We start from the raw sequence: 24,274 nt of genomic DNA on the forward strand, positions 1-24,274 counted from the left end.
AGGATATAGACAATAATTCGATCAATGAAATTACATTCCCAGCGTTTTTTCCCGACATCCTTCCCCCGCCGCCTCATCGCCATCGCCGTCTTCGCCGCCTGCGCCGGCCAGGCACTCGCCGTTGATCCCTTCACCGTCAAGGACATTCGGGTAGAAGGCATCCAGCGCACCGAAGCCGGAACCGTTTTCAGTTATCTTCCCGTTCGCGTCGGCGAGACTTACACCGATGAAAAGGGCGCGGCCGCCATCAAGGCGCTGTATGCGACCGGCTTCTTCAAGGATGTGCGCATCGAGGTGGAAGGCGACGTGCTGGTGGTGATGGTGGAAGAGCGCCCGGCCATCGCCGCAGTCGACTTTTCCGGCGTGAAGGAATTCGACAAGGACCAGTTGGTCAAGTCGCTGAAGGAAATCGGCCTGGGCGAATCGCGCATCTTCGACCGCGCGCTGGTGGACCGCGCCGAGCAGGAGCTCAAGCGGCAGTATCTGTCGCGCGGCCTGTATGGCGTGCAGGTGACGACGACCGTGACGCCGATCGAGCGCAACCGGGTGAACGTGAATTTTGCGGTGGACGAGGGCGATGTCGCCCGCATCCGTCAGATCAACATCGTCGGCAACAAAGCCTTCAGCGATTCGGATCTGCGCGGCGTGCTCAACCTGCGCACGCCGGGCTGGTTCACCTGGTACACCAAGGCCGACCAGTATTCGAAGCAGAAGCTCACTGGCGACATCGAGGCGCTGCGCTCCTTCTACCTGAACCGAGGCTATCTCGAGATGCAGGTGGAATCGACCCAAGTGTCGATCACGCCCGACAAAAAAGACATCTACATCACCATCAACATCAACGAGGGCGAGAAATTCACCGTCGGCGACGTGAAGCTCGAAGGCGAAATGTTCGGCCGCGAAGCCGAGTTGCGTTCGCTGCTTCAGTTGAAGCCGGGTGACGTGTATTCCGGCGAGAAGCTGGCCGATAGCGTCAAGAAGATTACCGAGCGCATGGGCAACTTCGGCTACGCCTTCGCCAACGTCAACGCCAACCCGGAGATCAACCGGGAGAAGCGCGAGGTCGGCTTCACCGTGCTGGTCGACCCTGGCAAGCGCGTCTATGTCCGCCGCATCAATATCGGCGGCAATACCAAGACCCGAGATGAAGTGATCCGCCGAGAATTCCGGCAGTTCGAGGATTCTTGGTACGACGGCGAGAAGATCCGCCTGTCGCGCGACCGCGTCGACCGCCTCGGCTATTTCAAGGAAGTGTCGATCGACACGCCCGAAGTTACCGGCACCACCGACCAGGTCGACGTCAACATGACGGTGGCGGAAAAGCCGACAGGCAATATCCTGCTCGGTGCCGGCTTCTCCAGCAGCGAGAAGGTGACCCTGACCGGCTCCATTCAGCAGGCCAATGCCTTCGGCAGCGGCAACACGGTCGGCGTCGATGTCAACACCAGCCGCCGCAACCGTACCATCGCCTTCAGCCAGGTAAACCCGTACTTCACCGACGACGGCATCAGCCGCAGCTTCGAACTGTTCCTGCGTACCTCGCGTCCGCCTATCGTCAACACCGGCGATTATGTGGTTCGAACCACCGGCGGCAATGTGAAGTTCGGCGTGCCGTTCTCCGAAGTCGATACCGTGTTCTTCGGCGTCGGCGTGGAGCGCACCCAGGTGGAAACCTATTTCGGCGTGCCCGGCTACAACGACAGTCCCGAGCTTTACCGCCGCTACGTCGCCCAGTTCGGCGACGGCAGCACCGCGACCACCACCAGCTTCCCGCTCACCACCGCCTGGCAGCGCGACAGTCGCGACAGCGCGCTGGTGCCGACCCGCGGCCGCTATCAGCGCGCCAACCTGGAGGTGGCGCCATTCAGCGACCTGAAGTACTACCGCGCCATCTACCAGCACCAGTACTTCCTGCCGATCGGCCGCACCGTTACCCTGGCGCTCAACGGCGAGTTCGACTACGGCAAGGGCCTCGGCGGCCGGCCTTACCCGATCTTCAAGAACTTCTACGCTGGCGGCATCGGCTCGGTGCGCGGCTTTGAGGGTTCCTCGCTCGGCCCGCGCGCCGCCAATGGCGACCCGCTCGGCGGCAGCACCCGTCTCATCTTCAATGCCGAATTGCAGTTCCCGTTCCCCGGCTCGGGCAACGACCGTACCCTGCGCTGGTTTACCTTCCTGGACGGCGGCAATGTCTTCGCCGAAGGCCAGAAACTCGAGACATCGGCCCTGCGCTACGGCGCAGGCCTCGGCATCAGCTGGGTATCGCCTATCGGCCCGCTCAAGCTGAGCGTCGGCAGCCCGCTCAACGCCAAGACGGGCGACCGGACGCAGCGCTTCCAGTTCCAGCTGGGAACAGGCTTTTGACCGGTAGTGGCATAATCCCTCTTTTGTATGTATTGCGGAGAACGACTTTGAAGTCCCTATCGAAATCCCTGATGGCCTGCAGCAGCGCGCTCGCGCTGGGTACGCTTATGCTCGCGTCGGGCGGCGTGCAGGCTCAGGAATCCAAGATCGGTTTCGTCAGCACCGAGCGGATCTTCCGCGAAGCTGCGCCCGCCAAGACCGCTCAGACCAAGATCGAGCAGGAATTCTCTCGCCGCGACAAGGAGCTGCAGGACATGGCAGCCCGCATCAAATCCATGTCCGACAAGCTGGACAAGGACGCCGCCGTTCTCTCCGAGTCGGATCGCGCCAAGCGCCAGCGCGAACTGGCCGAGCTCGACAAGGATTTCCAGCGCAAGCAGCGCGAGTTCCGCGAAGACCTGAATCAACGCCGCAACGAGGAACTGGCGATCGTGCTGGAGCGGACCAACAAGGTGATCAAGCAGATCGCGGAAACCGAAAAGTACGACATCGTGTTCCAGGAAGCCGTCTACGCCAGTCCGCGCATAGACATCACCGACAAAGTGCTCAAAGCGCTGAACAAGTAAGTCCAAGGCCATCATGAGCACTCGGCTGGGAAAATTGGTCGAACGCTTGGGAGGCCAGCTTGGCGGCGATGCGGAGGTCGAAGTCACCGGCATCGCGCCCATCGACAGCGCCGGCGCGTCGGAGGTCACCTTCCTCTCCAACCCTAAGCTGCGCGCCAAGGCGGCGGAATCTGGCGCCGCCGCGCTGATCCTGTCGCCCGCGGACGATGCCGCCATCGGCGCCCAGTTTCGCGGCGCCCGCATCGTCACCGACAATCCCTACGTTTATTTCGCCCGCGCGGCGCAATTCTTTGCCGACCTGAACGCCATTCCTCCCACGCTAGGCATTCATCCGTCGGCCTGGGTGGATCCGGCGGCCACCGTCGCACCCGGCGCCAGCGTCGGTCCCCATGCCACCATCGAGGCTGGCGCGGTCATCGGCGAAGGTGCCGTCATCGGCGCCAACTGCTTCGTGGGGCGCGATGCCCGCGTTGGCGCCCATACTCGCTTGAACGCCAATGTCAGCTTTCATGCCGGTTGCATCATCGGCGAGCGCGGCATCATCCACTCCGGCGCAGTTATCGGTGCCGACGGCTTCGGCTTCGCCCAGGAAAACCGTCAGTGGGTCAAAATTCCGCAGACGGGCAGGGTGGTGATTGCCGACGACGTGGAGATCGGCGCCAACACCACCGTCGATCGCGGCGCGCTGGCGGACACCGTGATCGAGGAAGGCGTCAAGCTCGACAACCAGATCCAAATCGGCCATAACTGCCGCATCGGCGCCCATACTGCCATGGCCGGCTGCGTCGGCGTGGCCGGCAGCGCCATCATCGGCAAGTACTGCACCTTCGGCGGCGCCGCCATGGTACTCGGCCACCTGACCATCGCCGACAACGTGCATATTTCCTCCGGCAGCATGGTGTCGCGCTCCATCCATGAATCGGGCCACTACACCGGCTTCTATCCGCTGGCCAAGAACAGCGACTGGGAAAAGTCCGCCGTCATCGTGCGCAACCTCGCCGGCATGCGGGAAAAGCTCCGCGAACTTGAAAAAACCATCAAACAGCTGACCGAAAGCAAGAATGAAGAGCCTGGACATTAACCAAATCAAACAGTACCTGCCGCATCGCTATCCCTTGCTGCTGGTCGACCGCGTCCTCGACTGGGAATCGGGCAAATCGATTACCGCCATCAAGAACGTCACCGTGAATGAAGAATTCTTCAACGGCCATTTTCCGCACAAGCCGGTGATGCCGGGTGTGCTGATGATCGAAGCGCTCGCCCAGACTGCTGCGCTGCTGTCCTTCCTCACCATGGGCACCAAGCCGGACGACAGCAGCGTGGTGTATTTCGTCGGTATCGACGGCGCCCGCTTCAAGCGCCCGGTTGAACCGGGCGACCAGCTGCGCATGGAGGTGGAAATCCTGCGCACCGCGCGCGGCATCTGGAAATACAAGGCGCAGGCAACGGTGGACGGCCAGCTGGCCGTGGAAGCCGAGCTGATGTGCACCATGCGCAGCGCACACGACGCAAGCCAGCCGGCGGGGCAGTAATGACGAAGATTCACCCGACGGCGATTGTCGATCCGAAGGCCCAGATCGATGCGTCGGTCGAGATCGGCGCCTATTCGGTGATCGGCCCGAACGTGGTCATCGGCGCCCGCACGGTGATCGGCCCGCACGTGGTGATCGACGGCCATACTACCATCGGCTGCGACAACCGATTTTTCCAGTTCTCGTCCATCGGCGGCGCACCGCAGGACAAGAAGTACGCCGGGGAACCAACCCGGCTGGAAATCGGCGATCGCAACCTGGTTCGCGAATTTTGCACGTTCAACGTCGGCACGGTGCAGGACGTCGGCGTGACTCGCCTCGGCAACGACAATTGGATCATGGCCTATGTCCATCTGGCGCACGACTGCCAGGTCGGCAACCACACCATCTTCGCCAACAACGCGCAGCTGGCGGGCCATGTGGAAGTCGGTGACTGGGTTATCCTCGGCGGCTTCTCCAACGTGCATCAGTTCTGCAAGATCGGCCCGCACGCCATGCTCGGCATGAGCACCAGCCTGACCCAGGACGTTCCTCCCTTCGTCATCCTGAACGGCAATCCGGCGGCGGCCCACGGCGTGAATACCGAGGGCTTGAAGCGCCGCGGCTTCAGCCGCGAGCACATCGGGACGATCCGCAATGCCTACAAGCTGATCTACAAATCCGGCCTGACGCTGGAAGAGGCGAAGCAGGCGCTGGCAGCGGAGGAGGGCAAGGTCGCTGACGGCGCAGACAGCTTGAAGCTGATGCGGGAATTCCTGGAAACCACCACTCGTGGCATCGTCCGCTGACCTGAAGATCGCCATGGTTGCCGGCGAATCGTCAGGCGACCTGCTGGCCAGCCGTCTGCTCTCCGGGCTGCGTCCACGGCTGCCGGAAGCCGAGTTCTATGGCATCGGCGGCGCGCGCATGGCGCAGTACGGGTTCAACAGCTTGTGGCCGATGGAAAAGCTGTCTGTGCGCGGCCTGTTCGAGGTACTCGCCCATTACCGGGAAATCAAGGGCATCCAGAACAGCCTGCGCGACCGCCTGCTGGCCGACCGTCCCGCTGCGTTTATCGGCGTGGATGCGCCGGACTTCAACTTCGGACTCGAAGCGCAACTGCGTCCGGCCGGCATTCCGACCATGCACTTCATCAGCCCCTCGATCTGGGCTTGGCGCGGCGGCCGCATCAAGAAGATTGCGAAAGCCGTTTCCCACATGCTGGTGGTGTTTCCCTTCGAGGAAGATATCTATCGCCAAGCAGGCATTCCGGTGACCTATGTCGGCTATCCGCTGGCCGAGGTGATTCCGATGGCGCCGGACGTGGCGGCGGCGCGGCAATCGCTCGGCCTTTCCGCCGAGGCCAAAATCCTGACGGTGATGCCGGGCAGCCGCATGTCGGAGTTGAAGTACAACAGCGTTGCCTTCGTTCAGGCGGCGCAGCTGCTTTTGCAGCGCGAGCCGGATCTGCATGTCATCATTGCGATGGCAGGCAGCCGCCAGCGTGCCTATTTCGAATCGCTGCTGAATGAGGCCGGCTTGAAGGATGTCCGCATCCAGATCATCGACGGCAATTCCCATACGGCTATCGCCGCCGCCGACGCGGTGCTGGTGGCGTCAGGCACGGCGACGCTGGAGGTGGCGCTGTTCAAGAAGCCGATGGTCATCGGCTACAAGATGATGCGGGCATCCTGGGCGGTGCTGCGCCACATGGGCTACCAGCCCTGGGTCGGCCTGCCGAATATACTTGCCCGGGAATTCCTGGTTCCGGAACTGTTGCAGGACGCCGCCACGCCGCAACGCCTGGCCCATGCCGTCTGGACGCAGCTGACGGATGAAAATCTGCGCCGCACGCTGCAACAACGCTTCACCGAGATGCATCAAAGCCTGTTGCGGGACACCGCCCGCGCCAGCGCCGAGGCGGTCCTGAAGCTGATAGGAAGAACATGAGCCGGAACCAGTCCCCGCTAATCTTCGCCGACCTGTCGCAGGAAACCGTCTGCGGCGTGGACGAAGCCGGGCGCGGTCCGCTGGCCGGTCCGGTGTTCGCCGCCGCGGTGATCCTCGATCCGAGCCGGCCGATAGAAGGGTTGCGGGACTCGAAGAAGCTGAGCGAGGCCAAGCGGGATTCGCTGGCCGGGCTGATCAAGGAGCGGGCCCTGGCCTGGGCCATCGCCCATGCAACGGAAAGCGAAATCGACGAACTCAACATCCTGCATGCCAGCATGCTGGCCATGCGCCGGGCGGTCGAAGGACTGCGCCTGCAGCCGACCCTGGCGCTGATCGACGGCAACCGCTGTCCCGTGATGTCGGTTCGGGCCGAAGCCATCGTCAAGGGGGACGATCTGGTGCCCGCCATTTCAGCGGCATCCATCCTGGCCAAGACCGCACGCGACGCGGTGCTGAAGCAGTTGCATACCGCCTATCCGCATTACGGCTTTGACCAGCACAAGGGCTATCCCACCGCGCTGCACCTGGAGCGGCTGCGCCTTCACGGCGTGTCGCCGGCGCATCGGCGCTCTTACGCACCGGTGCGAGCCGCGCTCGAGGCGGCCGGAGGGGCATTCGAACCGATTCACACCATCACCCCATGAAGCAGATCACCTCGCGCGACAATCCGCTCTACAAGGAGTTGAAGCAGCTCGCCGCCAGCTCGCAGGCCCGCCGCCGCGCCGGACGCACGCTGCTCGAAGGCATCCATTTATGCGAGGTGTACCTTCGCAACGCGGGCAAGCCGGTGGTGGCGGTGGCGAGCGAAAGCACGCTCGCTCATCCGGAAGCGGCGCCCTTGATCGCCGAATGCGAAGCGACCAACGCCCGCTGCGTGACCCTGCCGGATGCGCTGTTTGGCGCCCTCAGCCAAGTGGAAAACGGCATTGGCCTGATCTTCGTGATCGATACACCGCGCGAGACCGCGCCGGGCGTGCTGAACGAAAGCACGGTGCTACTGGATAACCTGCAGGATCCGGGCAACCTAGGCTCCATCCTGAGAAGCGCTGCGGCAGCGGGTATTCGTCGCGTCTGCTGCGGAAAGGGGACGGTGTTCGCCTGGTCGCCCAAGGTGCTGCGCTCCGCGATGGGGGCGCACTTCCTGCTGCACATCCACGAAAACCTCGATTTGCGAGAGATGGTACGGGAGGCCAAGGTGCCTGTTCTAGCCACCAGTTCCCATGCGGATGCGTCTATTTACGACGCCGACCTTGCTCAGCCGGTGGCTTGGCTGTTCGGCAATGAAGGCCAGGGAGTTTCGCCAGGCTTGCTGGAACTGGCCACCATGAAGGTGGCAATCCCTCAGGCAGGCGACATCGAATCGCTCAACGTGGCTGCCAGCGCTGCGGTCTGCTTTTTCGAGCAGAGCCGGCAATTATTGCAAAAAGCCTAGGCGGAAACCGGCTGCCGCTCGTACCGGACGTATACCAAACCCGGCGCGATGCAACGCTGATCGGCACGCAGGACGGCGCTTGGGCGGGCGGGGAGCACATGGTCGAACTGGTAACACTCGCCATTGATCACCGCGTATCGGTAGATCGGCGCGTCACCCAGAATGCCGATCTGCTCCTCCAGATCCGTCGCCTGAACGAAAGCAGGCGCTTCCGCCCAATTACTTCGCAGGTTTCTGCCAGCAGGGCCGGAAGCCTGTATCTCGGATTCTATCCTTCCCAAGCCATCCTTCATTGCCCACAGCAGCACCAGCATGGCTGCCCATAAAATCAGCTCGATCCACAACAAGTCCATGTCAACACTCCAGAATTGCCTTCTGACACCATGTCGGTGAAAGAATTCTCGGCGTAAGAATTCTGTAAGGTTGTAGCAAAATTTTTGCCACCGCATGCTGCATCTGCATGAGCGGGGCGGACTTGTGATCAGTACAGGATGATCAAGCAGTCATGAGCCTGCGGGAATGCGACTTTGTCAGCTGATGCGCGAGTTCAACCGGATTTCCTGGAGGATCATGGCTGCAATTTCTTCAATCGACTTTGTAGTCGAGGACAGCCAGCGGATGCCTTCGCGGCGCATCATCTTCTCCGCCTCGTTCACCTCATAGCGGCAATTCTCGATGGCGGCGTATTTGCTGCCGGGGCGGCGCTCGTTGCGAACTTCCGCCAGCCGGTCAGGCGCGATGGACAGGCCGAAGATCTTGCGGCGGAAGGGCAGCAGGCCGCTGGGCAGCTTGCCGCGCTCGAAATCCTCCGGAATCAGCGGATAGTTGGCGGCCTTGATGCCGTACTGCATTGCGAGATACAGGCTGGTCGGCGTCTTGCCGGAGCGGGATACGCCGACCAGGATGACATCTGCCGCTTCCAGATTCTGGTGCGACTGGCCATCGTCATGGGCCAGAGAGAAATTGATCGCCTCGATTCGGTTCTTGTAATCCTCGGAATCAGCGATGTTGTGGCTTCGGCCGATGGTATGGGTCGACTTCACGCCTAGTTCCTGTTCCAGCGGTTCGACGAAGGTCTGGATCAGGTCCATGTGCAGGCCGTCGGCCTGGCGGATGATCTGCGACAGCTCGCTCTTGACCAGGGTGGAGAACACGATCGGGCGATTGCCATCCTTGCGGCAGGCTTCGTTGATCTCCATCACCGCGTCGTGCGCTTTTTCCACGGTGTCGATGAAGGGCATCCGGATCTGCTTGAAACGCAGTTCGAATTGGCTCAGCAAGGAGTGGCCGAAGGTTTCCGCAGTTATGCCAGTGCCGTCCGAGACGAAGAAGACGGTGCGTTGAGCCACGGGAAAAGAATGCAGGGATAGGTCTGGCATAATGTGGATTAAATATAATGCAAGAAATTCACGGATGTTCAGCGCAAAGCCATTTTGCGCACTGTAAAATGCTTGGCAACAGATTACCAGACAAGATGCTGCCTGGACCCGCCTTCCCGGAGTCGCCGGCGCTCGTGGCCGATGCCATCATCGGTTTGAGCTCATGCAAGCTCGCGCGGCGCGATTCGTTAAAAATGGCTTGAGTCGACTCCGATTCGCCTGCCGGAAGCATAGCACCGACGGCGTCCTTGTCCGCGACAGATTTCTCATCATCAAACCAGGGGTAGTTATGTCCAACGAAGTAATCAATGCAGGATTCGACGGCACGACGTACGTCGCGTCCTTCGAAAAACTGCGCATGACGGATGTGGAGCTGGTAGGCGGCAAGAATGCGTCCCTCGGCGAAATGATCAGCCAGCTCGCCGGCGCCGGGGTGCGCGTGCCGGGCGGCTTCGCCACCACCGCCAAGGCCTTCCGCGATTTCCTTGAATATGCGCCTCCGGGCCATGCCACGCTGGCCCAGCGCATCCACGAGCGCCTGGAGTCGCTCAACGTGGATGACGTGCGCGCCCTCGCCGAAGCCGGCGCCGAAATCCGCAAATGGATCGTCGAAACGCCGTTCCAGCCGCGCCTGGAAGAGGAGATCCGCCAGTTCTACGATCACCTTGTGGCCGGCTCCGCCGCTGAAATGTCCTTCGCCGTCCGCTCCTCCGCAACCGCCGAAGACCTGCCGGACGCTTCCTTCGCCGGCCAGCAGGAAACCTTCCTCAACGTGGTCGGCATCGACAACGTGTTGGAAGCCATCAAACACGTGTTCGCTTCGCTCTACAACGACCGCGCTATCTCCTACCGCGTGCACAAGGGCTTCACCCACAGCGAAGTGGCGCTGTCGGCCGGCGTGCAGCGCATGGTGCGCTCCGACATCGGCGCCGCCGGCGTCATGTTCACGCTCGACACCGAATCGGGCTTCCAGGACGTGGTCTTCATCACCTCCAGCTACGGCCTCGGCGAGACGGTGGTGCAGGGCGCAGTCAACCCGGACGAGTTCTACGTTCACAAGCCGATGCTGGAGCAGGGCAAGCTGCCCATCATCCGCCGCAACATCGGTTCCAAGCTGATCAAGATGGAATTCACCGGCGAAGCGAAAGCCGGACGCTCGGTCAAGACCGTCGACGTGCCCATCGAACTGCGCAATCGCTATTCGCTCAACGACCAGGAAATCGTCGAACTCGCCCGCTACGCGATGATCATCGAAAAGCACTATGCGCGCCCGATGGACATCGAGTGGGGCAAGGATGGCCGTGACGGCCAGCTCTACATACTGCAGGCGCGTCCGGAAACGGTAAAGTCGCAGCAGAAGGGCACCGACGCCCAGCAGCGTTTCCGCCTGAAGGGCAGCGGCAATGTGCTGGCCTCCGGCCGCGCGATCGGCCAGAAGATCGGCGCCGGCCCGGTGCGGGTGATCCGCGATCCGGCCGAAATGGAGCGCGTGCAGCCCGGCGACGTGCTGGTGGCCGACATGACCGACCCCAACTGGGAGCCGGTGATGAAGCGCGCCGCCGCCATCGTCACCAACCGCGGCGGCCGCACCTGCCACGCGGCGATCATCGCGCGCGAACTCGGCGTGCCGGCGGTGGTCGGCTGCGGCAACGCCACCGACATGCTGAAGGACGGCACCCTGGTGACGGTCTCCTGCGCCGAGGGCGACGAAGGCAAGATCTACGACGGCCTGCTCGAAACCGAAGTGACCGAAGTGGCCAGCGGCGAACTGCCGAAGCTGCCGCTGAAGATCATGATGAACGTCGGCAATCCGCAGCTCGCCTTCGACTTCCAGTCGATCCCGAATGGCGGCGTCGGGCTGGCCCGCCTCGAGTTCATCATCAACAACAACATCGGGGTGCATCCCAAGGCCATCCTGGAGTACCCGAACATCGATCCGGACCTGAAGAAGGCGGTCGAGTCGGTGGCCCGCGGCCATGCCTCGCCGCGCGCTTTCTACGTCGACAAGCTGGCTGAAGGCGTTGCCACCATCGGCGCCGCCTTCTGGCCCAAGCCGGTGATCGTTCGCCTGTCCGACTTCAAGTCCAACGAGTACAAGAAGCTGATCGGCGGTTCCCGCTATGAGCCGGACGAAGAAAATCCGATGCTCGGCTTCCGCGGCGCCGCGCGCTACCTGGCGCCGGACTTCGCCGAGTCCTTTGAAATGGAGTGCCGCGCGATGAAGCGCGTGCGCGACGAGATGGGCCTCACCAACGTCGAAATCATGGTGCCGTTCGTCCGCACCCTGGGCCAGGCGAAGAAGGTGGTCGAGCTGCTGGCGAAATACGGCCTCAAGCGCGGCGAGAACGGCCTGCGCCTGATCATGATGTGCGAAGTGCCGTCCAACGCCATCTTGGCCGAGCAGTTCCTCGATTACTTCGACGGTTTCTCGATCGGCTCGAACGACCTGACCCAGCTAACGCTCGGACTGGATCGCGACTCCGGCATGGAGCTCCTGGCGGCAGACTTCGATGAGCGCGACGAGGCGGTGAGGGCACTGCTGTCGCGCGCCATCAAGGCTTGCGTCGGCAAGGGCAAGTACGTCGGCATCTGCGGCCAGGGGCCGTCCGACCATCCCGACTTCGCCGAGTGGCTGATGAAGGAGGGCATCGGTTCGATCTCCCTGAATCCCGACACGGTGATCGATACCTGGCAGAAGCTCGCTTCGGCCCAGTAAATCTGCTTGACGTTTGATGACATTCGGCTGCAGCGCCGGATGTCATCCGAATGGAAGCGTGAAGCGCTATAAGCGGTGTTGTAATGAGACACAAGCCACACGATACGCATTGATCAAGAGAAATTTTTCACTTAGACTTCAGGGCAGCTTGTAAGCACCCGACAATAAACAAAAACAGCAGTAAATTTTGCTTATTGAACCCCTGCTGCCTCCGGTAGCAGGGGTTTTTTCTTTTCCGGGCAGCTGGTCCGATACACGGCCCGCATGGGAGGCGTTATGGATGCATGGATGGTCTGGATCATCATGGCAGGCACCCTGATCCTCTTCGAACTTTTCACAGGCACCTTCTACCTGCTGATGATCGGGTTGGCTGCCGCTGCGGGCGGCATCGCAGCCTTTGCGGGCCTTTCTCCCAACATTCAATTCGGCATCGCCGCCGTGGTCGGCGTGATGGCCACCTACGCCTTGCGGCGAAGCCGATTCGGCCATCAACGCCGCATGGAGGCCAGCCGCAATCGCGACGTCAACCTCGACATCGGGCAGCCGCTCACCGTCCATCAATGGCAGGTGGAGGGCGGCCTGCATACCGCCCGCGCCATGTACCGCGGCGCCATGTGGGATGTGGAATTGCGGCATGGCGTCGCGCCGCGCGATGGCTCCTTCACTATCTGCGAAGTCAAGGGTAACCGTCTGGTCGTCGAATAATCGGAAAGGAGCTGCAATGGAACTGAACTTCGGAAGCGTCAGCCTCGTCATCTTCATCATTGCGGTCGCCTTCGTGGTGAAGTCGTTCGCGGTGGTGCCGCAGCAGCATGCATGGGTGGTCGAACGTCTCGGCCGCTATCACGGCACGCTGTCGCCAGGGCTTAATTTCGTGCTGCCCTTCATTGACCGCGTCGCCTACAAACATTCGTTGAAGGAGATCCCGCTCGACGTGCCGAGCCAGATATGCATCACCAAGGACAACACCCAGCTGCAGGTGGACGGCATTTTGTATTTCCAGGTGACCGACGCGATGCGCGCCTCCTATGGCTCTTCCAACTATATTGCCGCCATCACCCAACTGGCCCAGACCACGCTTAGATCGGTAATCGGCCGGATGGAACTGGACCGCACCTTCGAAGAACGCGACCACATCAACAAGACCATCGTCGCCGCCATCGACGAATCCGCCACCAACTGGGGCGTAAAGGTGCTGCGCTACGAGATCAAGGACTTGACGCCGCCGAAGGAAATCCTGCACGCGATGCAGGCGCAGATCACCGCCGAACGGGAGAAGCGGGCGCTGATCGCCGCTTCCGAAGGCCGCCGCCAGGAGCAAATCAATATCGCCAGCGGCGAGCGGGAAGCCTCCATCGCACGATCCGAAGGCGAGAAGCAGGCCGCCATCAACCGCGCCCAGGGCCAGGCGGCTGCCATCGTGGCCATCGCCGATGCGAGCGCCGAGGCGCTGCGCAAGACAGGCGCCGCCATCCGGGAGCCGGGCGGCAGCGATGCGGTCAATCTGAAGGTGGCGGAACAGTATGTGAATGCGTTTGCTCAACTCGCCCGGACCAACAATTCCATCATCGTGCCGGCCAATCTGAGCGACATCAGCGGCTTGATCGCCGGCGCCATGCAGGTCGTGAAAAGCCAGCGGCCAGGCTAAGCCGGCAAGCGCAGCGTTTGCTCGCCGCTGTCGACTTCCGAATGACGGCCGGGACCATCCGGCCTTCGGAAGGATATGGCATCTCAATCAAACGGACCGGTCGTCCGCGCGGAACACCGCCTTAACGGCGGTTCTGCTTCATGATGGATTGCTTCTCGCGCTGCCAGTCGCGCTGCTTCTCGGTCTCGCGCTTGTCATGCTGCTTCTTGCCCTTGGCAAGGCCGATCTCGCACTTGATCCGCCCTTTGGTGTAGTGGAGGTTGAGCGGCACCAGGGTATAGCCGGCGCGTTCCACCTTGCCGATCAGCTTGCTGATTTCGTCGCCATTAAGTAGCAGCTTGCGGGTGCGCACCGGATCCGGATGAATATGGGTGGAAGCCGTCGGCAGGGGGCTGATATGGGCGCCGAACAGGAACACTTCGCCCTTGCGCACGATGACGTAAGCCTCTTTAAGTTGCACCCGTCCGGCGCGAACCGATTTCACCTCCCAGCCCTCGAGCACCATGCCTGCTTCGAAGCGCTCCTCGATGAAGTAATCGAAGAAGGCCTTTTTATTGTCGACTATGCTCATGAGCTATATGAAGAATTCCGGGTCGGTTAGAATGCGGGGTTCACATTTTAACAAACGGTGTCTCTTCGATGGCGGTGGTGCACAAGACAGTTCTCCTGGGATACAGCGCAGAGCAGATGTTCACGCTGGTCGATCGGGTCGAGGATTATCCCAAGTTCCTGCCTTGGTGCGGCGGCGTCGATGTAAAGACCCGGGAAGCGAACCGCCTGGTGGCCACGCTGGCGATCAACTATCACGGCATCAAGCAAAGCTTCACCACCGAGAACACCAACACGCCACCGACGCAGATGAAGATGCGCTTGCTGGAGGGGCCGTTCAAGCACCTGGACGGCACCTGGAACTTCAAGCCGCTGCGCGAAGACGCCTGCAAGATCGAGTTCAATCTCCACTATGAATTTTCCAGCCGGCTCCTCGAAGGCATCATTGGTCCGGTCTTCAACATGATCGCCAACAGCTTTGTCGATTCCTTCTGCAAGCGTGCGGACGCGGTCTATGGCAAATCCGCCTGAGATCACCGTCGAGGTTTGCTACGCCCGGCCGGATGGCGTCTTCCTGAAGGAACTCCGCCTGCCGGAGGCGGGCACCCTGCAGCAGGCCATCATCGCCAGCGGTGTTCTGGGTGCACATCCGGAAATCGACCTGGAAAGTGCGAGGGTCGGCGTCTTCGGCAAGCTCAAGACGCTTGATGCGGTGCTGCGGGACCGGGATAGGGTAGAGATATACCGCCCGCTGCTGGCCGACCCCAAGGAGTCGCGACGGCAGCGTGCCGCCAAGCGGCATGCGGAGAAATGAGGCGTCGTCGGCGGCTTGGCGCCAGGGACGATTCGACAGCCGCTAGTTGGCGCAGCGTGCTGCCATGTCGCGGGTTTCACGCAGCTCCTGCTGCACCTGTTCCTCGCTGAGGTAATTCCTTTCGCCGTTCTTGTCCAGCCTGGCCACCCGGCCTCCAGCCTCCAAGGTTTTCTGATAGCCGCGAATGCGCTCGCAATTGCGGGCGCGGCTGGCGGCATCCGCTTCCTGCTCGCTCCGTTTCTTTTCCTGCTCCGCTGCCTCGATGCGCCGCTTCTGGAATTCGGCATTGCGCTCGGCGATGGTCTGTGGCTGCTTTTTCTTGTCTGCACCCTCGGCTGCAGCGTCGGTACCCGGCTTGACAGCATCCGCACTTGCCGTTTCGACGCCCGTCCGTGTCTCGTGCTGTTTCGCGCCGCCCGGCGCCTTGTGGATGCGCGAAGCCGACACATCGGGCGGGGGCGGACGGTCGGAATACTGACGCACCCCGCGTTCGTCGGTCCAGGCGTATTGCGCTGACGCGGAAAGGGAAGCGCTGAGCGCGAGCAGGGCGGTGCCTGAAAGCGCGATTTTCTGCAGAAGATTTTTCATAAAAAATTGCCCATGAGGAACGAAACGATTTCGCCATGCTTCGTCGCCCCTGTCAACGAAAGACGCTGTCAAAACCAGCCATATTGCCAAATTTCCGCGTGAAAACCACGAGCAACTAGCCTTTTCTGTATAATTCGCTTTTGCGCCAATAGGAATTGCTATGCGTCTTCTTCAAAAAGCACTCACATTCGATGACGTGCTGCTCGTGCCGGCACATTCGGACATCCTCCCCAAGGACACCTCCCTCAAGACCCGCCTGACCCGCAACATCACGCTGAACATTCCGCTGCTGTCGGCGGCAATGGACACCGTGACCGAGGCCCGGCTGGCGATCGCCATGGCACAAGAAGGCGGCATCGGCATTGTCCACAAGAACCTCACGCCAAAGGACCAGGCGCGGGAAGTGGCGAAGGTCAAGCGATTCGAGTCGGGCGTGGTGCGCGATCCGATCACGATTCCGCCGACGATGAAGGTGCGCGACGTCATCGCGCTTTCCCAGCAGCACGGCATCAGCGGCTTCCCGGTGGTGGAAGGACGCACCGTGGTTGGCATCATCACCAATCGCGACCTGCGCTTCGAGGAAGAGCTGGATGCGGAAGTGCGCGTGAAGATGACGCCGCGTGAGAAGCTGGTCGTCGTCAAGGACGGCGCCGAGCTGAACGACGCCAAGCGCCTGATGAACAAGCACCGCCTGGAGCGCGTCATCGTGGTCAACGACGACTTCGAGCTGCGCGGCCTGATCACGGTGAAGGACATTCAAAAATCCACCGAGCATCCGAACGCCTCGAAGGACGAGCATGGCAAGCTGCGCGTCGGCGCGGCGGTCGGCGTCGGCCCCGACAACGATGAGCGCATCGACCTGCTGGTAAAGGCCGGCGTCGACGTCGTCGTGGTCGATACCGCGCACGGCCACTCCAGGGGTGTGCTGGAGCGCGTGAAGTGGGTGAAGAAAAACTATCCTCAGGTGGAAGTCATCGGCGGCAACATCGCCACGGCGGCGGCCGCCAGGGCCTTGCTGGAGCATGGCGCGGACGGCGTCAAGGTCGGCATCGGCCCCGGCTCCATCTGCACTACCCGCATCGTCGCCGGCGTCGGCGTGCCTCAGATCACGGCCATCTCCAACGTTTCCGAAGCCCTAAAGGGCACCGGCGTTCCCTGCATCGCCGACGGCGGCATCCGCTTTTCCGGCGATATTTCCAAGGCGCTCGCCGCCGGCGCATCGAGCGTGATGATGGGTTCCATGTTCGCCGGCACCGAGGAAGCGCCGGGCGAAGTGATCCTGTTCCAGGGCCGCAGCTACAAGTCCTACCGCGGCATGGGCAGCCTGGGCGCGATGTCGGAAGGCTCCGCCGACCGCTACTTCCAGGATGCGGCCAACAATGCCGACAAGCTGGTGCCGGAAGGCATCGAAGGCCGGGTCCCCTACAAGGGCAGCGTGCTGGCCATCATCTACCAGCTGGTGGGCGGCGTCCGCTCCTCCATGGGCTACTGCGGCTGCGCCACCATCGATGAACTGCGCGAGAAGGCGGAGTTCGTCGAGATCACGTCGGCCGGCATGCGCGAATCGCACGTGCACGACGTGCAGATCACCAAGGAAGCGCCGAACTACCGCGCCGACTAAGCGTTCCCGCCGCGTCTCGCGTGCCCGATTGGTTCTCGTGGCCAATCGGGCATTTGCATTGATGCCGGCCTGCTTCTTTGGAAGGCCGGCGGCGAATTTTCAGCCTGCTGACAGCATGTCGGCAGGCGACCAAGATCTCAACATCATCCTAGCAATCCATGTCCAGCCATTCGAAAATCCTCATCCTCGATTTCGGTTCCCAGGTCACGCAGCTGATCGCGCGCCGCGTGCGCGAAGCCGGCGTCTTTTCCGAAGTCTTTCCCTATGACGTCAGCAACGAATTCGTGCGCGACTACGGCGCCGCCGGCATCATCCTGTCAGGCGGGCCGAATTCGGTGACCGAGGGCGACACGCCGCGCGCGCCGCAAGCGGTGTTCGAGCTGGGCGTGCCGGTGCTGGGCATCTGCTACGGCATGCAAACCATGGCGGCGCAGCTCGGCGGCAAGGTCGAGAACGGCAAGGTGCGCGAGTTCGGCTACGCGGAAGTGCGCGCCCGCGGCCATACCGCGCTGCTCAACGGCATTAGCGACTTCGTCACCGACGAGGGCCACGGCATGCTCAAGGTCTGGATGAGCCATGGCGACAAGGTCAACGAAATGCCGCCCGGCTTCAAGCTGATGGCCTCCACCGAGAGCTGCCCGATCGCCGGCATGGCAGACGAGGAGCGCCGCCTGTATGCGGTGCAGTTCCATCCGGAAGTCACCCATACCCAGCAGGGCAAGGCCATGATCAGCCGCTTCGTGCACGAGATCTGCGGCTGCAAGTCGGACTGGAACATGCCCGACTACATCGCCGAAGCGATGGAAGCCATCCGCGCCCAGGTGGGCGACGATGAAGTCATCCTCGGCCTGTCCGGCGGCGTCGACAGCAGCGTGGCGGCGGCGCTGATCCATCGCGCCATCGGCGACCAGCTGACCTGTGTCTTCGTCGACCACGGCCTGCTGCGCCTGGATGAAGGCACCATGGTGATGAACATGTTCGGCAAGAATCTCGGCGTGAAGGTCATCCACGTCGACGCCACCGAGCAGTTCATGGGCCATCTCGCCGGCGTGACCGATCCTGAAGCCAAGCGCAAGATCATCGGCCGCGAATTCGTCGAGGTGTTCCAGGCCCAGGCCGGCAAGCTCAAGAGCGCCAAGTGGCTGGCCCAGGGCACCATCTATCCCGACGTGATCGAGAGTGCCGGCAAGGGCAAGAAGACCGCCCACACCATCAAGAGCCACCACAATGTCGGCGGCCTGCCGGAAACCCTGAACCTGAAGCTGCTGGAACCGCTGCGCGAACTGTTCAAGGACGAGGTGCGGGAGCTCGGCGTGGCGCTCGGCCTGCCGCACGACATGGTGTACCGTCATCCCTTCCCGGGTCCGGGCCTGGGCGTGCGCATCCTCGGCGAAGTGAAGAAGGAGTATGCCGACCTGCTGCGCCGCGCCGACGCCATCTTCATCGAAGAGCTGCGCGCGGCGAAGGACGAGGAAGGCAAGTCCTGGTACGACAAGACCAGCCAGGCCTTCACCGTGTTCCTGCCGGTGAAGTCGGTCGGCGTGATGGGCGACGGCCGCACCTACGAATACGTGGTGGCGCTGCGCGCGGTGCAGACCCAAGATTTCATGACGGCGCATTGGGCGCACCTGCCGCACGAGCTGCTCGGCCGCGTCTCGAACCGCATCATCAACGAAGTGCGCGGCATCAACCGCGTGGTCTACGATATCTCCGGCAAGCCGCCGGCGACCATCGAGTGGGAATAACTTTTTAAGCAGGGCAATGCGTTGACTTACAGCGTCAAGGAAATGTTTTACACCCTGCAGGGCGAGGGCACGCATGCCGGGCGCCCCGCGGTGTTCTGCCGGTTTTCCGGCTGCAATCTGTGGAGCGGAAGGGAAGCCGACCGCGCCACGGCGGTGTGCCGCTTTTGCGATACCGATTTCGTCGGCACCGATGGCGAGGGCGGCGGGAAGTTCGCGGCGGCGGCGGATCTCGCCGAGCGCATCGATTCATTCTGGCCGGCCGCCTACCCGCAGCGCAAATTCGTCGTCTTCACCGGCGGCGAGCCACTGCTGCAACTCGATGCGCCGCTGCTGGAACAGGTGCATGCGCGCGGCTTCGAGGTGGCGATCGAATCCAACGGCACGCTGCCGGTGCCTGCCGGCGTTGACTGGGTATGCATCAGTCCCAAGATCGGCTCCGAGCTCGTGGTGACAAAGGGCGACGAGCTGAAGGTGGTGATCCCGCAGCTCGGCCAGGACATCAGCCGTTACGAGAACCTCGATTTCACCCATTTCTATCTGCAGGCCATGGATGGCCCCAAGGTCGAGGCCAACACCCGCCTCGCCATCGAAACCTGCAAGCAGCGCCCGCGCTGGAAGCTGAGCCTGCAAACCCATAAGCTGTTGCACATCCCCTGAACGCCGGCATGCTGACCATTACCCGAAAACTCGAATTCGATGCCGGCCATCGCATCCCCGACCACAAGAGCCAATGCCGCAATCTCCACGGCCATCGCTACGTGCTGGAAATCACACTGACGGGCGAGGTCGTTGACCAGGATGGCGAGTCCGACAACGGCATGATCATGGACTTTTCCGACGTCAAGACGCTGGCCAAGCAGCATCTGGTGGACGTCTGGGACCATGCCTTCCTGGTCTACGAAAAGGATGCCCCGGTGCGCGAGTTCCTTGCCAGCATGCCGGACCACAAGACGGTGGTGGTGCCGCGCGTGCCGACGGTGGAAAACCTCGCCGTGACTGCCTTCGACATTCTCAAGCCCGCCTTCGAGCAGCGCTTCGGCCGCGCGCTGCGCCTGAAGCGCGTCAAGCTCTACGAAACCCCGAACTGCTGGGCCGAGGCCACCGATGACTGACGAGCTGTTCATGCGGCAGGCGCTGGACCAGGCGCACAACGCATGGGCGCTCGGCGAAGTGCCGGTCGGCGCGGTGGTGGTAAAGGACGGGCAGGTGATCGCCACCGGCTTCAATCAGCCGATCGGCAACCATGATCCCACCGCCCACGCCGAAATCATGGCGCTGCGCGCGGCGGCGTCCATTCTCGGCAATTACCGGCTGCCGGGATGCGAGCTGTACGTCACCCTCGAGCCCTGCGCGATGTGCTCCGGGGCAATGATGCATGCCCGCCTGAACCGCGTCGTGTTCGGCGCCTCCGATCCCAAGACGGGCGTTTGCGGTTCGGTGCTGAACCTGTTCGAGCAATCGAAACTCAATCACCATACCGGGGTGGTAGGCGGCGTGCTCGGCGAAGAATGCGGTGCCTTGCTGAGGGAGTTCTTTGCCGAAAGGCGCCGGGCCGCGATGCTGCGCGGCAGGGTGGTTGACAGCGAGCACGGCGGCGAATGATGGCATGCCTATTGCCTTCAAATGGCAGGCGCGCGGCGAGCACCATTTTGCACCATGACACCGCATGCACAGCGGCATCCGCATTTCGCGCTGACTGACGAGGAAAACTTGCCAACTGTCCAAGCCAACGGCATCACCATCGCCTACGACACCATGGGCGATCCGCGCAACGAGACCATGCTCCTGATCGCCGGGCTCGGACTGCAGCTTATCTCCTGGCCGGATGCGTTTTGCCAGGCGCTGGTGGCCCAGGGTTATCATCTGGTCCGCTTCGATAATCGCGACAGCGGCCTGTCATCGAAGATGCGCGAAATGGGCAGGCCCAATCTCGCCATGGCCTTCGTCAGCTCCATGTTCCACATGCCGGTCAAGACGCCTTACACGCTCGACGACATGGCCGACGACGCGCTCGGCCTGCTCGACGCGCTCGGCATCGACAAGGCGCACATCATCGGCGTTTCCATGGGCGGCATGATCGGCCAGACCATCGCCGTCAAGGCGCCGCAGCGGGTGATTTCGCTGACTTCCATCATGTCCACCAGCGGCCGCCCGGGGCTCCCGGGGCCCACACTGGCAGCGAATGCAGCGCTGATGTCGCAGCCGAATAATCCACGCGATATCGACAGCGTCATCGACCACATGGTGCGCACCTATCAGGTGCTTTCCAGCCCCGGCTATCCCACGCCGCCGGCTAGGCTGCGCGAGCAGGTGGCGGCCGAGATCAGACGAAGCCTCTATCCCAGCGGCACCGGGCGGCAACTGATGGCGATCGCCGCCGCCGGGGACCGCTGGCGGCAACTGCGCCATATCCAGGCGCCCACTCTGGTGATACACGGCAGCGACGATCCGCTGGTTCCCCTCGTTGCCGGACGGGATGCGGCCTTGCTCATACCCGGCGCCAAGTTCCATGAAGTCAAGGGCATGGGCCATGACCTGCCGCCCGGTCTCGACGTGATTCTCGCCGGCCTGATCGCCGCGCACTGCCGCGCGGCCGGCGACCCGGAGAGGCGCAGGGCCTGAATGGCGGCGGACGGTTTCGACATCGCGCGCTGGCGCGGCGGACTGGATGGCCATGCCATAGGCATCGTGGCGCCGGGCGGCTACGCACCCGATCCGACGGCAGTAGCGGTAGCCGTGGATCGTCTGCGAGCGCTTGGCGCTCGCGTGAAACTCTTCTGCGCGCCCCACGAAAGAAATGAACGCTTCAGCGCGCCCGACGGAGCCCGGGCAAGGGCGCTCCACGATGCCTTCGCCGATCCGGATGTCAGCCTGGTGCTGGCCCTGCGCGGCGGCTATGGCGCCACCCGCCTGCTGCCGCTGCTCAATTTCGAACGGCTGCAGCAAAACCGGAAACTGTTGATCGGCCACAGCGACATCACCGCACTCCAACTGGCGTTGCTGGCCAAAGCCGGCATGCCCTCGCTTTCCGGTCCCATGATCTGCGACGACTTCACCCGCGACATGCCAAGCCGCTTCATGCTCGATCATTTTCTCGGCTTGCTGCGTGGCGGGCATGCGGTCGAATTCGCCGCGGCGGGCAGCGCGCCGATGGAAGCGGAAGGCATGCTCTGGGGAGGCAACCTCGCCATGCTGACCCATCTCGCCGGCACGCCATACTTCCCGCAGGTCGAGGGCGGCATCTTGTTCGTCGAAGATGTGAACGAGCATCCGTACCGGGTGGAACGCATGCTGCTGCAGCTGATGCATGCCGGTGTGCTGCAACGGCAGAAGGCGCTGCTGCTGGGCGACTTCTCGCTCTATCGCCTCAGCGATTACGACAATGGCTACGACTTCGACGCCATGCTGCGCCATCTGCGATCAAGCCTCGCCATCCCGGTGCTCACCGGCCTGCCTTTCGGCCACATCCGCGACAAAGCCAGCCTGCCGGTGGGTGTGAAGGCCCGCCTGGTCAGCGACCGTTCGAAGACGCGCCTGTCGTTTCCCGGATTCTCCGTGCCGGCCGCCTCAGCCGAGCGCTGATACGGCGAAGCGCGATTTCAATACAAACGTGTCGCCCTCGTTCAGGATGGCGAGGCCGGGCTGGCCCGGCATGTGAAAGGCATCGATAGGCTGGGTGATGGGTTCCAGGCAGAAGAAGGGCAGGTCGGGCGGGCGGTACATCAGGCTGTATCCGTTGCAGTCATCCATCGTCATGGTGATGCTGATGCCGCGGTCGGGATAGGAAATCACCGATTCCCCGATCCAGCCGGTGAAGCAGTTGTCGATCAGCGGGCCTTGCAGCGGCGCCGGCTGGTTGTAATCCCAAGTCGGCGGAAACTCGGTAGTGTGACTGACCGGGATCGGATCGTCGCCCGCCAGCCAGACGCCGTCGCAGGGGGATTGCAGCAGGGTGCGTTCATTGCGCACGAAGTAGGGATGCAGGCCGAGTCCATAAGGCAGCGGCTTCTCGCCATGATGGGTGACCGACAGCTCGATGCGCAGGGCATGCGGTTCCAGGATGAAGCGCTGGGTGCTGCGATAGTCGTAGGGATCGCCATCGAAGCGGTGCGATTCCAGCGCCAGGGTGATCGCACCATCGCCCTGGTCCTGCACCTGCCACGGCTGCATCCAGCCGTCGCCATGGATGGGATAGGCCTCGCCCGGCTTGTTCAGCTTCACCGGATGAAACACGCCGTCATGTTCGAAGCCGCCGCCGGTGATGCGGTTGGACCAGGGGACCAGCGGAAAGCAGGCGAACGAATAACGCTCCTCGGATTGTCCATCCCAGGGTCGGAAGAGCGGCGCCCATGCATCTCCGGCTTTCCAGTCCCATGCGGCGACGCTGCCGCCGAGCGAGGGAATCAGGCGCAGGCGCTGCTTGCCCGCTTCGAGCGTGATGATGTCGGCGGTCATGATGCTCCGGTGTCCGATGCGGTTGGCGGCCTCAGCCGCGGAAGGGATGGGGCGGCACGCCGGCGACGTCGAGCCCGATCGCGAACAGCCCGCCTGCCTGCGGCTCCTTCGCCAGCTGTTCCGGCGACAGGCCGACGGCGGCGGAGGTGATGTACAGCGTCTTCAAATCCGGGCCGCCGAAGGCGCAGCTGGTGATCTGGCTGCAGGGCAGCGCAATCGTCTGCAGCACCTTGCCCTGCGGATCGTGGCGCGTGATCCTGCTCGCGCCCCAGTGCGCGATCCAGAGGCCGCCCTCGGCGTCGGTGGTCATGCCGTCGGGCGAGCCGTCTTCCGGACCGAACTGCAGGAACAGGCGCTTGTTGCCGGCTTCGCCGGTGTCGGGATCGAAGTCGAAGGCGTAGACACGGCCGTTCACGCTGTCGTTGTGGTACATGGTGCGGCCGTCGCCTGACCAGGCCGGCCCGTTGGTGACCACATAGCCGCTGTCCACCTGCACATGGCCGTGCTCCTGCGTGTATCGGTAGAGGGAGCCGGTCGGTTCCTTGCCGTCGAAATGCATGGTGCCGGCCCAGAAGCGGCCGCGGCTGTCGCACTTGCCGTCGTTGAAGCGGTTGCCCGGCTGGTCGTGCTCCACTTGATGCAGCGGCGTCAGTTCGCCGCTGGCGGGATCGAAGCGGGCAAAGCCATGGCGCAGGGTCACCATCAGGCCGTTGCCGTCGGCGCGCTCGGCCAGCGTAGAAATGTTTTGCTCGAATTGCCAGGTGCGCCGCCCGTCGCGCGGGGAGAAGCGGTGCAGGCGATGGCCGAGGATGTCGACCCAGTACAGCGCCTGCTCGCGCACCGACCACATCGGCCCTTCGCCCAGCTGGGCATGGGCATCCCATACGCACTCCAGGCGGTTCATGTCGATCATGACGAACTCCTTGGGTCCGGATA

26 protein-coding genes are annotated in these 24,274 nt (G+C 62.7%); 20 read left to right on the top strand and 6 right to left on the bottom strand.

Annotated elements, in window-relative coordinates; all coding sequences use genetic code 11:
• The first annotated feature begins 24 nt into the window (after positions 1–24).
• From bamA to CHB88_RS11650, 8 genes are all read left to right on the top strand, one after another.
• Positions 25–2,364 (top strand): outer membrane protein assembly factor BamA, encoded by a 2,340-nt coding sequence (gene bamA / locus CHB88_RS11615; protein ID WP_089399490.1) that lies wholly within the window; start codon positions 25–27, stop codon positions 2,362–2,364.
• A 71-nt stretch (positions 2,365–2,435) separates the two neighbouring features.
• Positions 2,436–2,930 carry an OmpH/Skp family outer membrane protein gene (locus tag CHB88_RS11620; protein WP_176442431.1) on the top strand — a complete coding sequence of 165 codons (495 nt, stop codon included), beginning with the start codon at positions 2,436–2,438 and terminating at the stop codon, positions 2,928–2,930.
• Positions 2,931–2,943: 13 nt separating this feature from the next.
• The gene (gene lpxD / locus CHB88_RS11625) at positions 2,944–4,011 is read left to right on the top strand and encodes a UDP-3-O-(3-hydroxymyristoyl)glucosamine N-acyltransferase (RefSeq protein ID WP_089399492.1); all 1,068 of its coding nucleotides are present in this window, start codon (positions 2,944–2,946) and stop codon (positions 4,009–4,011) included.
• On the top strand, positions 3,992–4,462 hold the full coding sequence (gene fabZ, locus CHB88_RS11630) for a 3-hydroxyacyl-ACP dehydratase FabZ (RefSeq protein WP_089399493.1): 471 nt from the start codon (positions 3,992–3,994) through the stop codon (positions 4,460–4,462). Before lpxD ends, fabZ begins: the two co-directional genes overlap by 20 nt.
• Positions 4,462–5,250 (top strand): acyl-ACP--UDP-N-acetylglucosamine O-acyltransferase, encoded by a 789-nt coding sequence (gene lpxA, locus CHB88_RS11635; protein WP_089399494.1) that lies wholly within the window; start codon positions 4,462–4,464, stop codon positions 5,248–5,250. Before fabZ ends, lpxA begins: the two co-directional genes overlap by 1 nt.
• 13 nt (positions 5,251–5,263) lie before the next feature.
• Positions 5,264–6,391, top strand: a complete 1,128-nt coding sequence (gene lpxB / locus CHB88_RS11640) for a lipid-A-disaccharide synthase (protein ID WP_089399591.1) — start codon at positions 5,264–5,266, stop codon at positions 6,389–6,391.
• Positions 6,388–7,035 (top strand): ribonuclease HII, encoded by a 648-nt coding sequence (gene rnhB, locus CHB88_RS11645; RefSeq protein WP_089399495.1) that lies wholly within the window; start codon positions 6,388–6,390, stop codon positions 7,033–7,035. Before lpxB ends, rnhB begins: the two co-directional genes overlap by 4 nt.
• Positions 7,032–7,823 (top strand): TrmH family RNA methyltransferase, encoded by a 792-nt coding sequence (locus tag CHB88_RS11650; RefSeq protein ID WP_089399496.1) that lies wholly within the window; start codon positions 7,032–7,034, stop codon positions 7,821–7,823. Before rnhB ends, CHB88_RS11650 begins: the two co-directional genes overlap by 4 nt.
• Here CHB88_RS11650 and CHB88_RS11655 read toward each other — a convergent pair.
• Together CHB88_RS11655 and ppsR are read right to left on the bottom strand one after the other, a co-directional pair.
• A complete protein-coding gene (locus CHB88_RS11655; protein WP_089399497.1) occupies positions 7,820–8,176 on the bottom strand; it encodes a hypothetical protein in 357 nt (118 codons plus the stop codon). The genes CHB88_RS11650 and CHB88_RS11655 overlap by 4 nt on opposite strands.
• A 177-nt stretch (positions 8,177–8,353) precedes the next feature.
• Positions 8,354–9,202, bottom strand: a complete 849-nt coding sequence (ppsR, locus tag CHB88_RS11660) for a posphoenolpyruvate synthetase regulatory kinase/phosphorylase PpsR (protein WP_089399498.1) — start codon at positions 9,200–9,202, stop codon at positions 8,354–8,356.
• A 289-nt stretch (positions 9,203–9,491) separates the two neighbouring features.
• Here ppsR and ppsA point away from each other — a divergent pair, with 289 nt between their 5' ends.
• The 3 genes from ppsA to CHB88_RS11675 all read left to right on the top strand — a co-directional run bounded on the left by ppsA (position 9,492) and on the right by CHB88_RS11675 (position 13,566).
• Complete coding sequence (gene ppsA, locus CHB88_RS11665) at positions 9,492–11,918, top strand: phosphoenolpyruvate synthase (protein WP_089399499.1); 2,427 nt, start codon at positions 9,492–9,494, stop codon at positions 11,916–11,918.
• Positions 11,919–12,194: 276 nt separating this feature from the next.
• Positions 12,195–12,623 carry an NfeD family protein gene (locus CHB88_RS11670; protein WP_089399500.1) on the top strand — a complete coding sequence of 143 codons (429 nt, stop codon included), beginning with the start codon at positions 12,195–12,197 and terminating at the stop codon, positions 12,621–12,623.
• A gap of 16 nt (positions 12,624–12,639) precedes the next feature.
• Positions 12,640–13,566 carry an SPFH domain-containing protein gene (locus CHB88_RS11675; RefSeq protein WP_089399501.1) on the top strand — a complete coding sequence of 309 codons (927 nt, stop codon included), beginning with the start codon at positions 12,640–12,642 and terminating at the stop codon, positions 13,564–13,566.
• A 121-nt stretch (positions 13,567–13,687) separates the two neighbouring features.
• On the opposite strand, the gene smpB is transcribed toward CHB88_RS11675, so the two are convergent.
• The gene (gene smpB / locus CHB88_RS11680) at positions 13,688–14,137 is read right to left on the bottom strand and encodes an SsrA-binding protein SmpB (RefSeq protein WP_089399502.1); all 450 of its coding nucleotides are present in this window, start codon (positions 14,135–14,137) and stop codon (positions 13,688–13,690) included.
• Between the two features lie 68 nt (positions 14,138–14,205).
• Here smpB and CHB88_RS11685 point away from each other — a divergent pair, with 68 nt between their 5' ends.
• On the top strand, positions 14,206–14,646 hold the full coding sequence (locus tag CHB88_RS11685) for a type II toxin-antitoxin system RatA family toxin (protein ID WP_089399503.1): 441 nt from the start codon (positions 14,206–14,208) through the stop codon (positions 14,644–14,646).
• Complete coding sequence (locus tag CHB88_RS11690) at positions 14,630–14,929, top strand: RnfH family protein (RefSeq protein ID WP_089399504.1); 300 nt, start codon at positions 14,630–14,632, stop codon at positions 14,927–14,929. The genes CHB88_RS11685 and CHB88_RS11690 overlap by 17 nt, the downstream gene beginning before the upstream one ends.
• 42 nt (positions 14,930–14,971) lie before the next feature.
• Here the strand turns inward: CHB88_RS11690 and CHB88_RS11695 are convergent, their stop codons facing one another.
• Positions 14,972–15,607, bottom strand: a complete 636-nt coding sequence (locus CHB88_RS11695) for a DUF4124 domain-containing protein (RefSeq protein WP_245844926.1) — start codon at positions 15,605–15,607, stop codon at positions 14,972–14,974.
• A 70-nt stretch (positions 15,608–15,677) separates the two neighbouring features.
• Here CHB88_RS11695 and guaB point away from each other — a divergent pair, with 70 nt between their 5' ends.
• The 7 genes from guaB to CHB88_RS11730 all read left to right on the top strand — a co-directional run bounded on the left by guaB (position 15,678) and on the right by CHB88_RS11730 (position 22,465).
• Positions 15,678–17,138, top strand: coding sequence for an IMP dehydrogenase (guaB, locus tag CHB88_RS11700; protein ID WP_089399506.1), 1,461 nt, complete (start codon positions 15,678–15,680; stop codon positions 17,136–17,138).
• 158 nt (positions 17,139–17,296) lie between these two features.
• Positions 17,297–18,883: a glutamine-hydrolyzing GMP synthase gene (guaA, locus tag CHB88_RS11705; RefSeq protein ID WP_089399507.1), complete on the top strand. Its 1,587-nt coding sequence runs from the start codon at positions 17,297–17,299 to the stop codon at positions 18,881–18,883.
• A gap of 21 nt (positions 18,884–18,904) precedes the next feature.
• Complete coding sequence (queE, locus tag CHB88_RS11710) at positions 18,905–19,540, top strand: 7-carboxy-7-deazaguanine synthase (RefSeq protein WP_089399508.1); 636 nt, start codon at positions 18,905–18,907, stop codon at positions 19,538–19,540.
• Between the two features lie 8 nt (positions 19,541–19,548).
• Positions 19,549–19,995, top strand: a complete 447-nt coding sequence (gene queD / locus CHB88_RS11715; RefSeq protein WP_089399509.1) for a 6-carboxytetrahydropterin synthase QueD — start codon at positions 19,549–19,551, stop codon at positions 19,993–19,995.
• A complete protein-coding gene (tadA, locus tag CHB88_RS11720) occupies positions 19,988–20,485 on the top strand; it encodes a tRNA adenosine(34) deaminase TadA (RefSeq protein WP_089399510.1) in 498 nt (165 codons plus the stop codon). The genes queD and tadA overlap by 8 nt, the downstream gene beginning before the upstream one ends.
• A 108-nt stretch (positions 20,486–20,593) precedes the next feature.
• Positions 20,594–21,505: an alpha/beta fold hydrolase gene (locus CHB88_RS11725; protein WP_089399592.1), complete on the top strand. Its 912-nt coding sequence runs from the start codon at positions 20,594–20,596 to the stop codon at positions 21,503–21,505.
• Complete coding sequence (locus tag CHB88_RS11730; protein ID WP_089399511.1) at positions 21,506–22,465, top strand: LD-carboxypeptidase; 960 nt, start codon at positions 21,506–21,508, stop codon at positions 22,463–22,465.
• Here the strand turns inward: CHB88_RS11730 and CHB88_RS11735 are convergent.
• Together CHB88_RS11735 and CHB88_RS11740 are read right to left on the bottom strand one after the other, a co-directional pair.
• Positions 22,451–23,338 carry an aldose 1-epimerase gene (locus tag CHB88_RS11735; protein ID WP_089399512.1) on the bottom strand — a complete coding sequence of 296 codons (888 nt, stop codon included), beginning with the start codon at positions 23,336–23,338 and terminating at the stop codon, positions 22,451–22,453. The two genes, CHB88_RS11730 and CHB88_RS11735, sit on opposite strands and share 15 nt — an antisense overlap.
• Before the next feature lie 31 nt (positions 23,339–23,369).
• Positions 23,370–24,251 (bottom strand): SMP-30/gluconolactonase/LRE family protein, encoded by an 882-nt coding sequence (locus CHB88_RS11740; RefSeq protein ID WP_089399513.1) that lies wholly within the window; start codon positions 24,249–24,251, stop codon positions 23,370–23,372.
• Positions 24,252–24,274 lie beyond the last annotated feature (23 nt).

This window comes from Noviherbaspirillum humi (genome assembly GCF_900188095.1).
GTDB lineage: Bacteria > Pseudomonadota > Gammaproteobacteria > Burkholderiales > Burkholderiaceae_D > Noviherbaspirillum > Noviherbaspirillum humi.

Excerpts from the sequence above, each read along its gene's own strand:
- queD (WP_089399509.1), top strand. The coding sequence starts at position 19,549 with ATGCTGACCATTACCCGAAAACTCGAATTCGATGCCGGCCATCGCATC.
- CHB88_RS11690 (WP_089399504.1), top strand. The coding sequence starts at position 14,630 with ATGGCAAATCCGCCTGAGATCACCGTCGAGGTTTGCTACGCCCGGCCG.
- CHB88_RS11650 (WP_089399496.1), top strand. The coding sequence starts at position 7,032 with ATGAAGCAGATCACCTCGCGCGACAATCCGCTCTACAAGGAGTTGAAG.
- guaB (WP_089399506.1), top strand. The coding sequence starts at position 15,678 with ATGCGTCTTCTTCAAAAAGCACTCACATTCGATGACGTGCTGCTCGTG.
- CHB88_RS11685 (WP_089399503.1), top strand. The coding sequence starts at position 14,206 with ATGGCGGTGGTGCACAAGACAGTTCTCCTGGGATACAGCGCAGAGCAG.
- CHB88_RS11655 (WP_089399497.1), bottom strand. The coding sequence starts at position 8,176 with ATGGACTTGTTGTGGATCGAGCTGATTTTATGGGCAGCCATGCTGGTG.
- tadA (WP_089399510.1), top strand. The coding sequence starts at position 19,988 with ATGACTGACGAGCTGTTCATGCGGCAGGCGCTGGACCAGGCGCACAAC.
- CHB88_RS11735 (WP_089399512.1), bottom strand. The coding sequence starts at position 23,338 with ATGACCGCCGACATCATCACGCTCGAAGCGGGCAAGCAGCGCCTGCGC.
- lpxD (WP_089399492.1), top strand. The coding sequence starts at position 2,944 with ATGAGCACTCGGCTGGGAAAATTGGTCGAACGCTTGGGAGGCCAGCTT.
- CHB88_RS11620 (WP_176442431.1), top strand. The coding sequence starts at position 2,436 with ATGGCCTGCAGCAGCGCGCTCGCGCTGGGTACGCTTATGCTCGCGTCG.
- CHB88_RS11670 (WP_089399500.1), top strand. The coding sequence starts at position 12,195 with ATGGATGCATGGATGGTCTGGATCATCATGGCAGGCACCCTGATCCTC.
- CHB88_RS11675 (WP_089399501.1), top strand. The coding sequence starts at position 12,640 with ATGGAACTGAACTTCGGAAGCGTCAGCCTCGTCATCTTCATCATTGCG.
- CHB88_RS11740 (WP_089399513.1), bottom strand. The coding sequence starts at position 24,251 with ATGATCGACATGAACCGCCTGGAGTGCGTATGGGATGCCCATGCCCAG.
- CHB88_RS11730 (WP_089399511.1), top strand. The coding sequence starts at position 21,506 with ATGGCGGCGGACGGTTTCGACATCGCGCGCTGGCGCGGCGGACTGGAT.
- guaA (WP_089399507.1), top strand. The coding sequence starts at position 17,297 with ATGTCCAGCCATTCGAAAATCCTCATCCTCGATTTCGGTTCCCAGGTC.
- bamA (WP_089399490.1), top strand. The coding sequence starts at position 25 with ATGAAATTACATTCCCAGCGTTTTTTCCCGACATCCTTCCCCCGCCGC.
- ppsA (WP_089399499.1), top strand. The coding sequence starts at position 9,492 with ATGTCCAACGAAGTAATCAATGCAGGATTCGACGGCACGACGTACGTC.
- lpxB (WP_089399591.1), top strand. The coding sequence starts at position 5,264 with ATGGTTGCCGGCGAATCGTCAGGCGACCTGCTGGCCAGCCGTCTGCTC.
- smpB (WP_089399502.1), bottom strand. The coding sequence starts at position 14,137 with ATGAGCATAGTCGACAATAAAAAGGCCTTCTTCGATTACTTCATCGAG.
- rnhB (WP_089399495.1), top strand. The coding sequence starts at position 6,388 with ATGAGCCGGAACCAGTCCCCGCTAATCTTCGCCGACCTGTCGCAGGAA.
- ppsR (WP_089399498.1), bottom strand. The coding sequence starts at position 9,202 with ATGCCAGACCTATCCCTGCATTCTTTTCCCGTGGCTCAACGCACCGTC.
- lpxA (WP_089399494.1), top strand. The coding sequence starts at position 4,462 with ATGACGAAGATTCACCCGACGGCGATTGTCGATCCGAAGGCCCAGATC.
- fabZ (WP_089399493.1), top strand. The coding sequence starts at position 3,992 with ATGAAGAGCCTGGACATTAACCAAATCAAACAGTACCTGCCGCATCGC.